This is a genomic window from Streptomyces spinosus (assembly GCF_020400655.1).
Taxonomy (GTDB): domain Bacteria; phylum Actinomycetota; class Actinomycetes; order Streptomycetales; family Streptomycetaceae; genus Streptomyces; species Streptomyces argyrophylli.
In genome coordinates this window covers 357471-370499 of record NZ_JAINRC010000002.1, presented here as the reverse complement: position 1 = coordinate 370499, position 13029 = coordinate 357471, and the positions used below count along the sequence as shown (strand labels likewise).

Sequence of the window (13029 nt, the reverse complement as noted above, 5' to 3'; positions counted from 1 at the left end):
CATGCTCGTTCTGTCCGCCGCCACCGGCAAGTTCGGCACCAACGTCCACATCGTCGCCCCCGGGCGCGGCGCTCCGTGCCTCATCGTCGACCCGGGGCACGACGCCGCCGACGCGGTCGCCGAGACCGTACGGGCCCACCGGCTCGAACCGGAAGCGATCCTGATCACCCACGGCCACATGGACCACACCTGGGACGCCGTGCCGCTCGCCCGGCGCTACGGCATCCCGGCGTGGATCCATCCCGCCGACCGCTACCAGTTCGGCGCTCCCGCCAAGGGCCTGCCGGACACCTTCCCGCGCGAACTGCTCGTCGGCCACCCCGACCAGGAGCCGGAGCAGGTCGCCGAGCTCCCGGCCGACGGCGGCGAACTGGACTTCGCGGCCACACGGGTCACCGTGCTGCACACACCCGGCCACACCGGTGGGTCCGTCATGTTCCGCTTCGGCGACGCCGACACCGACGCCCCGCTCCTGGCCACCGGCGACACCCTGCTGGCCGGCGGCAGGGGCCGCGCGGACGCCCCCGGCGCCAGCCCGGCGAGCCTGGAGGCCTCGCTGCGCACGGTCGCCGCCACCTGTCCGGGCGGCACGCGCCTGCTCACCGGGCACGGCCCCGCCGGCACGCTCAGCCAGACAGGAATCCGATGACGAACACCCAGCAGACCCCAGGGAGCCTCATGCGCGCCGTACGCTTCGAGTCCTTCGGCGGCCCGTCCGTCCTGACCGTCGCCGACGTCCCGGTGCCCGAGCCGGAAGCCGGACAGATCACCGTCGACGTCACGCACGCGGGCGTCAACTTCGCCGAGGTCATGTTCCGGCGCGGCCAGTTCCCGGTCGGCCTGCCGCACCACCCGGGCCTGGAGGCGGTCGGCACGGTCCGTGCCGTCGGCGACGGCGTCACCGGCTTCCGGGCCGGCGAGCGCGTGGCCGCCCTGACCCTGGGCGGTGGCGGCAACGCCGAGGTGGTCGCCGTCGGCGCGGAGCACGCCGTACGGCTGGACGGCCCGCTCGCCGGCCTGGACGGCGCCTTGGCCGCGGGCGCCCTGTGCAACGTCACGACCGCCCTCGGAGTGCTCACCTCCGCCGGCCACCTCGCCGAGGGCGAGAGCGTGGTCGTCCTCGCCGCGGCGGGCGGCGTCGGCACGGCCGCGGCCCAGCTGGCCCGGACCCTGGGCGCGGGCACGGTCATCGGCGTGACCAGCAGCCCGGCCAAGGCCGAGTACGCGCGCGGCTTCGGCTACGACAGCGTGGTCTCCTACGAGGACCTCGAGCGCGAGGTGGCCGAGCGGACCGGCGGCGCGGGCGCCGACCTGGTCCTGGACTCGGTCGGCGGCGCCTTCCGGTCGTCCGTGACCGGCCTGCTCGCGGCGTTCGGGCGGCACGTCATCTTCGGCAACGCGGCGGCCGAGGACGTCACCTTCGAGGGCAACCACCCCTGGTACACCAACAGTTCGCTCGTCGGCTACAACCTGGGCGGCGTCGCCGGCCGCGCCCCGGGGCTGCTCCGCTCCCACCTGGAGCGGGCGCTCGCGGAGGTCGCCGCCAAAACGGTCCGCGTGGACGTCCGCGTGCTGCCGCTCAAGGACGTCGCCCACGCCCACGAGCTGCTGGAGACGCGGGCCTCGACCGGCAAGTACGTGCTGGACGTCCGCGCCTGAGCACCGGGCGCCGGATTCGAACGAGGGGGAGGCATGCGCGAGTCGGAGTCGGGACTGCCCGTGGAGCCGGTGTACGGGCCCGAGGCCCTGGCGGGCTGGGACCCGGCGGTCAAGCTGGGTGAGCCGGGGGCGTACCCCTTCACGCGGGGCGTGTACCCGACCATGTACACCGGCCGGCCGTGGACGATGCGCCAGTACGCCGGTTTCGGCACGGCCGTGGAGTCCAACGCCCGCTACCGGCAGCTCATCGCCCACGGCACCACGGGCCTGTCGGTCGCCTTCGACCTGCCCACCCAGATGGGCCACGACTCCGACGCGCCCCTCGCGCACGGCGAGGTCGGCAAGGTGGGCGTGGCCGTCGACTCGATCGAGGACATGCGGGTGCTGTTCGACGGCATCCCGCTGGACCAGGTCTCCACCTCGATGACGATCAACGCCCCGGCGGCCCTGCTGCTCCTGCTGTACCAACTGGTCGCGGAGGAGCAGGGCGTCCCGGCGCACAGGCTGACGGGCACGATCCAGAACGACGTGCTCAAGGAGTACATCGCCCGGGGCACGTACATCTTCCCGCCCAAGCCCTCCCTGCGGCTGACGGCGGACATCTTCCGGTACTGCATCGCCGAGATCCCCAGGTGGAACACGATCTCGATCTCCGGCTACCACATGGCGGAGGCCGGCGCCTCCCCCGCCCAGGAGATCGCGTTCACCCTCGCCGACGGCATCGAGTACGTGCGCACGGCCGTGGCGGCGGGGATGGACGTGGACGACTTCGCGCCCCGGCTGTCGTTCTTCTTCGTCGCGCGGACGACGATCCTGGAGGAGGTCGCCAAGTTCCGTGCCGCGCGCCGGATCTGGGCGCGGGTGATGAGGGAGGAGTTCGGCGCGCGCAACCCCAAGTCGCTGATGCTGCGCTTCCACACCCAGACGGCCGGGGTGCAGCTGACCGCGCAGCAGCCGGAGGTGAACCTGGTCCGGGTGGCGGTGCAGGGGCTGGCGGCGGTCCTCGGCGGCACGCAGTCGCTGCACACGAACTCGTTCGACGAGGCGATCGCGCTGCCCACGGACAAGAGCGCGCGCCTGGCCCTGCGGACGCAGCAGGTCCTCGCCCACGAGACGGACGTCACGGCGACGGTCGACCCGTTCGCCGGCTCGTACGTCGTCGAGCGGATGACCGACGAGGTCGAGGCGGCCGCGCTGGAGCTGATGGGCAAGGTCGAGGACCTCGGCGGCGCGGTCGGCGCGATCGAGCGCGGCTTCCAGAAGACCGAGATCGAACGCAACGCCTACCGCATCGCCCAGGAGACCGACAGCGGCGAACGGGTCGTGGTCGGCGTCAACCGCTTCCAGCTCGCGGAGGAGGAACCCTACGAGCCGCTCCGCGTCGACCCCGCGATCGAGGCCCGGCAGGCCGAACGCCTGGCCGTGCTCCGCGCCGAACGCGACCGGCGGGCCGTGGACGCGGCCCTGGCCGGGGTGCGCGAGGCGGCCCGGGGCGACGGCAACCTGCTCTACCCGCTCAAGGACGCCCTCAAGGCCCGCGCGACCATCGGGGAGGTCTGCGACGCCCTGCGCGAGGTCTGGGGCACCTACAGCCCCGGCGAGACGTGGTGAGCCACCCGAACAGGAAGACGGAGACCCTCATGTCCGCGCCCTTGCGCGTCGTCATCGCCAAGCCCGGCCTCGACGGCCACGACCGTGGCGCCAAGGTCATCGCCCGCGCCCTGCGCGACGCCGGGGTCGAGGTCGTCTACACGGGCCTGCACCAGACGCCCCGGCAGATCGTCGACACCGCGCTCCAGGAGGACGCCGACGGCATCGGGCTGTCCATCCTCTCCGGAGCCCACATGACCCTCTTCGCCGAGGTCATCGCACTGCTCCGGCAGGCTGACGCCACCGACATCACCGTGTTCGGCGGCGGCATCATCCCCGCCGCCGACACCGGCGCGCTGCGGGAGATGGGGGTGGCCGCGCTCTTCACGCCCGGTACGCCCACCCGCGAGGTCACCGACTGGGTGCTCACCCACGTCCGGCCGTCCTGACGCCGGCTCTCTCACACCGAACGGCTCCGGCACGTCCCGGAGCGACCCGACGCGTCCCCCGTCCACGACGCTACCCACCACTCACGCGACTCATCTTCACGCGCGACTCACCTTCACGCGCGACTCGTTCACTCACAAGCGACTCACCACTCACGCGGGACTCGCCACTCACGCGCCTCACGGCGCGCCCGACGCGGTTTCCACGCGACGTCTCGCGATCCCACGCGACTTCACAGGGGGAGAAAGGCTCATGACGAAGGGCCGCACATCGATGGGACACCCCGCCGCATCCCGCGGCGGAGACAGCCCCGGCCTGGGCGGACTGCTGGTGCGCGCGGCGGCCGAGTTCCCCGGGCACGGCCTGCGCTACGGCCTGGCGGAGCAGTCGCCGCGCCCCGCGCTGCACACCTACCCGCGACTCCTCGACGACGCGCTGCGCCTGGCCGGCGCCCTGCGGCAGGCGGGAGCCCGCCCGGGGCGGACCGTGGCACTGCTGCTGGAGCGGCCGGAGGACTTCCTTCCCGCCTTCTGGGCGTGTCTGCTCGGCGGGTTCACCGTCTGCCCGCTGGTCCCGGTCCGTGACGACCCGCAGCGCTGGGCGGCCCAGCTGACGCACGCCGGCACCCTGCTCGAGGGGCCGCTCGTGGTGACGGACCGGCGCACGCGCGAAGAGCTCCCCGCGGTCGACGGCCTCGCCGTGGCGACGCTGGAGGACCTGGCCGCGGTCGCGGCCGGCACCGACCCGGACACCGTCGCGCCCGCCACCCCCGGGCCGGACGACGTCGCACTGCTGGTGCTCACCTCCGGCTCCACCGGCGCCGCCAAGGCGGTCCGGCTCACCCACGGCAACCTGCTGGCCTCGATGGCCGCCAAGGCCCGGGCGCAGTCGCTGACCGCCGCCGACGTCACCCTGAACTGGATCTCGTACGACCACGTCGCCGCGCTGCTCGAGGCCCACCTGCTGCCGCTGTCGGTGGGTGCCGTCCAGGTGCACGTGTCCCCGGAGCCGGTGCTGGCGGACCCGCTGCACTTCCTCCGGCTGATCGACGCCCACCGGGTGACGATGACGTTCACCCCCAACTTCCTGCTGGGCCTGATCAACAAGGCCGTCGACCGGCTGCCGACGCCCCTGCCGGTCGATCTGGGCTGCGTACGGCACATCGTCTCCGGCGGGGAGGCGAACCCGGTGGCCACGGGCACCGGATTCCTCGAACGGCTCGCCCCGTACGGCCTGCGCCGAGGGGCGCTGTGGCCCGCCTTCGGCATGACCGAGACCTGCGCCGGCAGCATCTACAACCGCGACTTCCCCGACGCCGACCTCGAAGCCGAGTTCGCCGCGGTCGGGCGGCCGGTCAGCGGCCTGCGGATCAGGATCACGGCCGAGGACGGCACCACCCCGCTCGCCGAGGGCGAGGTCGGGGAGGTGCAGCTGGCCGGACCGATGATCACGACCGGCTACCACAACAACAAGGAGGCGACCCAGGCCGCGTTCACGGACGACGGCTGGTTCCGGACCGGCGACCTCGGCCGGCTGGCCGACGGGCGCCTGACCCTGGTGGGCCGGAGCAAGGACAGCATCATCGTCAACGGCGTCAACTACTACAGCCACGATCTCGAATCCGTCCTCGAGGAACTCGAGGGGGTGGAGCGGTCGTTCGTCGCCGCGTTCCCGACCCGTCCCCGGGGCGGCGACACCGAGCAGCTCGCGGTCGCGTTCGCGGTCACCGACCGGGTGGCCGGGGACGAGGCGGCCCTGCACCGCCTGATCGTCGCCATCAGGAACAGCGTCGTCCTGCACTGGGGGTTCCGCCCGGCGCTGCTGCTGCCGCTGCCCAAGGACGCCTTCCCGAAGACGAGCCTGGGGAAGATACCCCGCGCGCTGATGCGGCGCCGCCTGGAGGCCGGGGACTTCGCCGGGCACGTGGCGCGGGTCGAAGAGGTGGTGACCCGGCAGCTCGGTGGTCACGTCGCCCCCGCCGGGCCGGTGGAGGAGGCGCTCGCGGAGCTGTACGCCGAACTCTTCGAGACGGATCCGTCCGCGATCAGCGCCACGGCCGGCTTCTTCGACCTCGGCGGGACCTCGCTGGACATCCTGCGCCTGCGCAGCCTGATCGCCCGGCGGTTCCCCGGCGCCGACCTGCCGGTGCTGGCGATCCTCACCTCACCCAGCGTCCGCGGACTCGCCGCACGGATCGAGTCCGCTCACGACGCCCGGCCGGTCCCGTACGACCCGGTCGTCCCGTTGCAGACCAGCGGTGAGGGAACACCGCTCTTCTGCGTCCACCCCGGGGTCGGCGAGGTGCTGGTCTTCGTCAACCTGGCCAAGTACTTCGTCCACGAGCGGCCCTTCTACGCCCTGCGGGCCCGCGGGTTCAACCCGGGCGAGGAGCCGTTCGAGAGCTTCGAGGAGATGGCGCGCACCTACGCGGACGCGATCCGCGCCCGGCAGCCGCACGGCCCGTACGCGATCGCCGGGTACTCCTTCGGTGCCGCGGTGGCCTTCGAGGTGGCCAAGCTGCTGGAGGCGGACGGCGAGCGGGTGGACTTCCTCGGCAGTTTCAACCTGCCCCCGCACATCAAGTACCGCATGGACGAACTCGACTTCGTCGAGACGGCGGTCAACCTGGCGATGTTCCTGGAGCTGATCACACCGCAGCAGGCGCGGACCCTGCCCGGCGAGCTGCGCCCGCTCGGCCGGCCCGAGCAGCTCGGGCGGCTGCTGGCCCTCGCGCCCCCGGACCGGCTCGCCGAACTCGACCTGGACCTGGAGCGGTTCACCGCGTGGGCACGGCTCGCCGACGGCCTGACCGGCCTCGGTCGCAGCTACCGGCCCGGCGGCAGCGTCGCCCGGATGAGCGTCTTCTACGCCGTCCCGCTGCGCGGCACCAAGCAGGACTGGCTGGACAACGAGCTGAGCCGCTGGGCGGACTTCACCCGGGAGGCGCCCCGGTACCTGGAGGTGCCCGGCGAGCACTACACGCTCATGGGCCCGAGGCACGTGGCCGTCTTCCAGTCGGTCCTGCGCGCCGAGCTGGACCGGGCCCTGTCCGGGCCGCCGCCCGCGCCGGGTGACGAGCGGGGAGCGGCGGAGCGGTCCGCATGCTGACCGGCAAGAAGATCCTGATCACCGGGGCCACCGGCCTGGTGGCCCGTACCGCCGCCGAGAAGCTCGCCGCGGACAACGAGGTGTGGTGCCTGGGCCGTTTCCAGGACCGGCAGGCGCACGCGCGGCTGCGGGAGCGGGGGATACGCACCCGGCGCTGGGACATGGCCACGGACGCGCTCGACGGAGTACCGGACGACTTCACGCATGTGCTGCACGCCGCCGTCGAGCGCGGCGACGGCGACTTCGAGGAGGTGGTGGCGGTCAACTCCGTCGCCACCGGCCGCCTGATGACCCACTGCCGGGCCGCCGACGCCTTCCTGTTCGTCTCCACCAGCGCCCTCTACGCGCCCGTCTCCCTGGACCACCGGTACACCGAGTCCGATCCGCTGAGGGCCGAGTCGGCGTGGCTGCCGACGTATCCGGTGGGCAAGCTGGCCACCGAGGGCGCCGTGCGCGCGCTCGCCGTGACACTCGGCCTGCCCACCACCATCGCCCGGCTCAACGTGGCCTACGGGCCCCACGGACACGGCGGGCTGCCGGTCATCTTCTTCCGGCAGATGCTCGCCGGGCAGCCGATCGCCGTCCCCCGCGCGGGACAGCACCACTGCTCGCCCATCCACACCGACGACATCGCCCGGCACGTGCCACGGCTGTGGGCCGCGGCGAAGTCCCCCGCGACCGTCGTGAACTGGGGAGGCGACGAGGTCGTCGGCGTGACCGACCTGATGACCCACGTCTCGCGCCTGACCCGAGTCCCGGTGGACTTCGTGGAGAGCGACGTCACCCGCGCGGTCGTCGCCTTCGACCCCACCCTGCGCGAGCGCCTCGCCGGCGACTGCCGGACGCCCTGGCGCGAAGGGGTCCGCCGGGCCCTGGAAGCCCACTTCCCCGGCAGCGTGCAGGCCGGCCCCGACAGAGAGGTCCCGACCCATGACCAGTGACACGTCCACCGAACCGCAGCTGCTGGGCATGCTGGAGCGCGCGCTGAGCGCCGGTTGCGCGGCCTCCGTGCGCGCGGCCGCGAAACTCGGTGTCGCCGACGCCCTCGGCGACACCCCGGCCACGGCGGAGGAGCTCGCCGTCGCGATCGGCGCCGACCCGGACGCCCTGCGGCGCCTGCTGCGCTCGCTGACCTGCCACGAGGTGTTCGCCGAGGACCCCGACGGCCGGTTCGTCCACACCGGGCTCTCCCTGCTGCTGCGCACCGGCACCCCGGACAGCGTGCACCACCTCGTGCTGTGGCTGACCGAGCCGTGGTCCTGGGAGCTGTGGGGCCGTCTCGACGAGGCCGTACGCACCGGCAAGGACGTCTTCGTCGATCTGCACGGCCGGGAGTTCTTCGACCAGCTGCACGCCGCCTGGCCGCAGTCGGCGGAGGTGTTCGACCTGGCGATGACCCAGGCGAGCAGGCAGTCCGCCGCCGCGGTCGCCGGTGTGCTGCCGCTGTCCGGGGCCCGGACGGTGGCCGACATCGGCGGCGGGCAGGGCTTCCTGCTGGCTTCCCTGCTGGAGCGCCACCCCGGCGTGCGGGGCATCCTGTTCGACCGGCCCGACGTGGTGGCCGGAGCCGACGCCCGGCTGCGCGAGGGCGGGGCGCTCGCCGAGCGGGCGCGCCTGGTGGCCGGCGACTGCCGGGAGACGGTCCCGGCCGACGCCGACGCCTACGTCTTCAAGAACGTCCTGGGAATGAACGACGAGGACGCCGTCGTCGTGCTCCGCAACGTGGTCGCGACGGCCCGCGGCGGCGCCCGGGTGATCATCGTCGAGAACCTCGTCGACGACGGTCCGGGCCAGAGGTTCAGCACCGCCATGGACCTGCGGATGCTGCTCACCGTGGGCGGCCGCAAGCACACCCGGCGGGGGCTGCTCTCCCTCGTGGAGCGCGCGGGCCTCGTCGTCACGGACGTGCGGCCGGTCGACTCGTACCAGCACATGATCGTGGCCACGACGCCCGCGCGGCCGGCGCGGTGAGCGCAGGGAACCCGGCCATGACAGTGGCCGCCGACGTCGTGGTGGTGGGAGCCGGGCCGACGGGCCTGCTGCTGGCCGGGGACCTGGCCACGGCCGGGGTACGGGTCACCCTGCTGGAACGGCGCGCGGACGCCGACGCCCACATGACCCGCTCCTTCGCGGTGCACGCCCGGACCCTGGAGGTGCTGGACGCCCGCGGCCTCGCCGACGAACTGGTCGGCCTCGGCCGGACGGCTCCGGTGGTCGGCGTGTTCGGCAAGCTCGAACTGCACCTGCACCGGCTGCGCACCCGCTACCCCTTCGTGCTGATCACCCCGCAGTACCACGTCGAGGCGCTGCTGGAGCGGCGCGCGCTGGCCGCGGGAGTGCGCATCGTGCGCGGCGCGGACGTCGTGGCGCTGCGGCAGCGGCCGGACCGCGTCGAGGTGGAGACGGCCGGCGCCGGCGTCCACGAGGCCGCGTACGCGGTCGGCTGCGACGGGGTGCGCAGTACGGTGCGGCGGCTGACCGGGATCGGCTTTCCCGGCCGGTCGGTGGTGCGTTCGGTGATGCTGGCCGACGTCCGGCTCAAGGAAGTGCCGGCCGACGCGGTGACCACCAACTCCAACGCGTACGGCTTCGCCTCCCTGGTGCCCTTCGGCGACGGCTGGTACCGGGCGATCGGCCGGATCGCCGGGGACGAGCGGCCCGACGACGCGCCCGTGGCGGCCGAGGAGCTGGCCGTCCTGCTGCGCCGGGTGCTCGGCTCCGACTACGGCATGCACGACCCTCGCTGGATCTCACGCTTCCACAGCGACGAACGCCAGGCCGTGCGCTACCGCCAGGGACGCGTGCTGCTGGCGGGCGACGCCGCCCACGTGCACTCGCCGGCCGGCGGCATGGGCATGAACACGGGCCTCCAGGACGCCGCCAACCTGGGCTGGAAGCTGGCCGCCGTGGTGCGGGGACGGGCCGGGCAGCCGTTGCTCGACTCCTACGAGCGGGAGCGTCACCCGGTCGGCAGGCAGGCCCTGCGGGTCTCCGGGGCGATCACGCGGGGGGTGCTGAACGCTCCCCGCAGCGGTCCGGCACGCCGGCTGCGCGACACCGCGCTGCCCGTGGTCTCCCGTTTCAGCTCGGTCACCGCGCTGGGCGAGCGCCTGCTCTCCGGCATCGGCATCGCCTACCCGGCCCCGCGCGGCAGCCACCCGCTCACCGGCCGCCGCGTGCCCGACCTGCGGCTCGCCGGCGGCCGGCGGCTGTACGAGGTGCTGCGCGGCGGCACGTTCGTGCTGGTCACCCACGGCCGTCCGGTCCCGGAGACGCCGTGGCTGCGGCTGGCCGCGCCCGCCGGTTCGTTGCGCACCACCCTGCTGGTGCGCCCGGACGCGCACATCGCCTGGGCGGCCGACGACCCCACCGGCGCCGCGCTGCGCACGGCCCTGGACCGCTGGCCGGTCGCGGCGCCCTGACCACCGGCCCCGTCCGCGCGGCGGCCCCCGCCTCGAAGCGGACCCAGGGTCTGACGTGTTCCGGCCACCGGCGGTACGGTCTGCCGAGTCGATGTTCGTACCGTCGCCTGTGCGAAGGCGGGCGGGTCGTGCGGGGGAGGCGGTCGCGGTGACCGGAACCGATGGGGGAGTGACGGACGTGGTGGACCGGGGCGCGCGCCGCCTGCCGAGGGTGCGCGGGTTCGCCGCCTGGCCGCCGCAGGGCTCGCCGAAGCAGGAGGGCAAGGCGCTCCGGGAGGGCGTGCCGCGCTCCGCCCACCGCACGCTGGAGGTGGACGCCGCCCGTCCCGACGCGGTGAGCGCGGTGGCCGGGTCCAACGCCGGGCGCATCGCCGCGCTGACCCCGCTGCGCGTGGGCCGGATGGCGGCCACCCCCTTCGCCTTCCTGCGCGGCTCCGCCGGACTCATGGCGTACGACCTCGCCCGCACCCCCACCACCGGGATCGGCACCCAGATCTGCGGCGACGCCCACGCGGCGAACTTCGGGCTGTACGGCGACGCCCGCGGCGGCCTCGTGATCGACCTCAACGACTTCGACGAGACCGTGCACGGGCCCTGGGAGTGGGATCTCAAGCGGCTCGCGGCCTCCCTGGTGCTGGCCGGACGCGAGGCGGGCGCCGACGAGGACACCTGCCGCGCCGCGGCCCGGGACGCGGCCGGCGCCTACCGCCGCACCATGCGGCTGCTCGCCAGGCTGCCCGTGCTCGACGCCTGGAACGCCATCGCGGACGAGGAGCTGGTCTCCCACACCGACGCCCACGACCTGCTCGGCACCCTCCAGCGGGTCTCGGAGAAGGCCCGGGCCAACACCAGCGGCCGGTTCGCCGCGAAGTCCACCGAGCCGGCACCGGACGGCGGACGCCGGTTCGTGCCCGCGCCGCCCGTGCTGCGCCGCGTACCGGACGCGGAGGCCGCCGCGGTCGCCGCGTCCCTGGAGTCGTACGTCGGCACCCTCGGCGAGGACCGCCACCCGCTGCTCGCCCGGCACGCCGTGCACGACGTCGCCTTCCGGGTGGTCGGCACCGGCAGTGTCGGCACCCGGTCCTACGTCGTCCTGCTCCTCGACCACCGCGGCGAGCCCCTGGTCCTCCAGGTGAAGGAGGCCCGCCCCTCCGCGCTCGTCCCGCACCTGGCCGCGGCCGGTTTCGAGGCGCCCGCGGTGCCGCACGAGGGACGCCGGGTGGTCCTCGGGCAGAAGCGGATGCAGATCGTCAGCGACATCCTGCTGGGCTGGACCACCGTCGAGGGGCGCCCGTACCAGGTGCGGCAGTTCCGCAACCGCAAGGGCAGCGTCGACCCGGCCGCGCTCGCCGCCGACCAGATCGACGACTACGGCCGCATGACCGGCGCCCTGCTGGCCCGCGCCCACTCCCACAGCGCCGACCCGCGGCTGATCGCCGGCTACTGCGGCAAGAACGAGGAGCTGGACGAGGCGATCGCCGCGTTCGCCGTCGCCTACGCCGACCGCACGGAGGCGGACCACGGCGAACTGGTCGCGGGGATCAAGGCGGGCCGGATCGAGGCGGAGCTGGGGGGCTGAGGGCGGTTGCGGGCAACGGCTAGGCTGGGCGGGTGACAACCCCGGAAGCCGGCCAGTCCCAGGCCCCCCGCCCCGAGGAACGGCTGGAACAGGCCGTACGGGCCGCCGAGCAGGCGTTGATCGAGTACGAGATCGCCGTGGAGACCTTCCGCGTCGAGGTCGAGAACTTCGCCCGCCTGCACGAACAGCGGCTCGGTCCGCTCTACAGCCGCATCGAGGAGCTGGACGCGGAGATCGCCGAGGCGAAGGCCGCCCGCACCGGCGACCCCGAGGACATCCGCCGCGCCGCGGAGGCCCGCGCCCAGGTGATGCCGATCCCGGGCGTGGAGGAGCTGCTGCACGGCTGGATGGACGGTGACGGCCTGTTCCCGGAGGCCGTCGCCATGCTCACCGACCAGCCGGTACGGCCCCCGCAGCGGGTGCGGCCCAGCGAGGAGGCCCGCAAGCTGTACCGCGAGCTGGCCCGCAAGGCCCACCCCGACCTGGCCCAGGAGGAGGCGGAGCAGAAGCGGCGCGAGGAGTTCCTCAGCCGGGTCAACGCCGCCTACGCCCGTGGCGACGAGGGCCTGCTGAGGGAGCTGGCCGAGGAGTGGGCCGCCGGGCCGGTACCGCCCGAGCGCCGCCCGAGCCCCGCCGAGGAGCTGTACGCCCGCCTCGAATGGCTCACCCAGCGCAAGGAGCTGCTCACGCTCGTCGCCCGGGAACTGGAGGAAGGCGCGATCGCCGGCATGCTCCGCCTCGCACCGGACGACCCCGACGGGCTGCTCGAAGAGATCGCCGACCGGCTGCGCGGCGACATCGCCCGGCGGGAGGCGGAACTGGCCGCCCTGCTGGCCGAGGACTGACCCGCCCCCGGCTTCGGGTAGCGTCGGAGCCATGAACTTCGGAGCTGGTGTGCCCACGGTCCAGGTCACGGACCTCAAGGACGGCGACTTCCTGCTGGACGTCCGCGAGGACGACGAGTGGCAGGCGGGCCATGCCGGGGGAGCGCTGCACATCCCCCTCAGCGAGTTCGTGGCCCGCTACGGCGAGCTGACCGAGGCCGCTCCGCAGGACGGCCGCGTCCACGTCATCTGCCGCTCGGGCGGTCGCTCCGCCCAGGTCACCATGTACCTGGTCCAGCAGGGCGTCGACGCGGTGAACGTCGACGGCGGCATGCAGCACTGGCAGGCCGCCGGCCGCCCGGTCGTCACGGACGACGGCAAGCCGGGCTTCGTCCTCTAG

At 74.0% G+C, this 13029-nt stretch carries 11 protein-coding genes; all 11 read left to right on the top strand.

Translation table 11 applies throughout. The annotated features are described in order from the left end of the window. The first annotated feature begins 1 nt into the window (after position 1). The 11 genes from LG395_RS05565 to LG395_RS05515 all read left to right on the top strand — a co-directional run bounded on the left by LG395_RS05565 (position 2) and on the right by LG395_RS05515 (position 13029). The gene (locus tag LG395_RS05565) at positions 2–649 is read left to right on the top strand and encodes an MBL fold metallo-hydrolase (protein ID WP_225808647.1); all 648 of its coding nucleotides are present in this window, start codon (positions 2–4) and stop codon (positions 647–649) included. Next, entirely contained in the window at positions 646–1659 is a 1014-nt protein-coding gene (locus tag LG395_RS05560; RefSeq protein WP_171154611.1) for a quinone oxidoreductase family protein, read from the top strand. Before LG395_RS05565 ends, LG395_RS05560 begins: the two co-directional genes overlap by 4 nt. 33 nt (positions 1660–1692) lie before the next feature. Beyond that, on the top strand, positions 1693–3270 hold the full coding sequence (locus LG395_RS05555) for an acyl-CoA mutase large subunit family protein (RefSeq protein ID WP_225808646.1): 1578 nt from the start codon (positions 1693–1695) through the stop codon (positions 3268–3270). A 29-nt stretch (positions 3271–3299) separates the two neighbouring features. Continuing rightward, positions 3300–3698, top strand: a complete 399-nt coding sequence (gene icmB / locus LG395_RS05550; RefSeq protein WP_171154607.1) for a coenzyme B12-dependent isobutyryl CoA mutase small subunit — start codon at positions 3300–3302, stop codon at positions 3696–3698. A 250-nt stretch (positions 3699–3948) separates the two neighbouring features. Then, positions 3949–6804, top strand: coding sequence for an AMP-binding protein (locus tag LG395_RS05545; RefSeq protein WP_372463206.1), 2856 nt, complete (start codon positions 3949–3951; stop codon positions 6802–6804). Next, on the top strand, positions 6798–7745 hold the full coding sequence (locus LG395_RS05540; RefSeq protein WP_171154604.1) for an NAD-dependent epimerase/dehydratase family protein: 948 nt from the start codon (positions 6798–6800) through the stop codon (positions 7743–7745). The genes LG395_RS05545 and LG395_RS05540 overlap by 7 nt, the downstream gene beginning before the upstream one ends. Continuing rightward, positions 7735–8775, top strand: a complete 1041-nt coding sequence (locus tag LG395_RS05535) for a methyltransferase (protein ID WP_225808645.1) — start codon at positions 7735–7737, stop codon at positions 8773–8775. The genes LG395_RS05540 and LG395_RS05535 overlap by 11 nt, the downstream gene beginning before the upstream one ends. 17 nt (positions 8776–8792) lie before the next feature. Further along, entirely contained in the window at positions 8793–10226 is a 1434-nt protein-coding gene (locus tag LG395_RS05530; protein WP_225808644.1) for an FAD-dependent monooxygenase, read from the top strand. Between the two features lie 91 nt (positions 10227–10317). Continuing rightward, entirely contained in the window at positions 10318–11805 is a 1488-nt protein-coding gene (locus tag LG395_RS05525; RefSeq protein ID WP_263982135.1) for a DUF2252 domain-containing protein, read from the top strand. A 32-nt stretch (positions 11806–11837) separates the two neighbouring features. Further along, a complete protein-coding gene (locus LG395_RS05520; protein ID WP_171154596.1) occupies positions 11838–12650 on the top strand; it encodes a hypothetical protein in 813 nt (270 codons plus the stop codon). A 49-nt stretch (positions 12651–12699) separates the two neighbouring features. Beyond that, complete coding sequence (locus LG395_RS05515; protein ID WP_171159882.1) at positions 12700–13029, top strand: rhodanese-like domain-containing protein; 330 nt, start codon at positions 12700–12702, stop codon at positions 13027–13029.

Excerpts from the sequence above, each read along its gene's own strand:
- icmB (WP_171154607.1), top strand. The coding sequence starts at position 3,300 with ATGTCCGCGCCCTTGCGCGTCGTCATCGCCAAGCCCGGCCTCGACGGC.
- LG395_RS05535 (WP_225808645.1), top strand. The coding sequence starts at position 7,735 with ATGACCAGTGACACGTCCACCGAACCGCAGCTGCTGGGCATGCTGGAG.
- LG395_RS05565 (WP_225808647.1), top strand. The coding sequence starts at position 2 with ATGCTCGTTCTGTCCGCCGCCACCGGCAAGTTCGGCACCAACGTCCAC.
- LG395_RS05545 (WP_372463206.1), top strand. The coding sequence starts at position 3,949 with ATGACGAAGGGCCGCACATCGATGGGACACCCCGCCGCATCCCGCGGC.
- LG395_RS05540 (WP_171154604.1), top strand. The coding sequence starts at position 6,798 with ATGCTGACCGGCAAGAAGATCCTGATCACCGGGGCCACCGGCCTGGTG.
- LG395_RS05555 (WP_225808646.1), top strand. The coding sequence starts at position 1,693 with ATGCGCGAGTCGGAGTCGGGACTGCCCGTGGAGCCGGTGTACGGGCCC.
- LG395_RS05530 (WP_225808644.1), top strand. The coding sequence starts at position 8,793 with ATGACAGTGGCCGCCGACGTCGTGGTGGTGGGAGCCGGGCCGACGGGC.
- LG395_RS05560 (WP_171154611.1), top strand. The coding sequence starts at position 646 with ATGACGAACACCCAGCAGACCCCAGGGAGCCTCATGCGCGCCGTACGC.
- LG395_RS05525 (WP_263982135.1), top strand. The coding sequence starts at position 10,318 with ATGTTCGTACCGTCGCCTGTGCGAAGGCGGGCGGGTCGTGCGGGGGAG.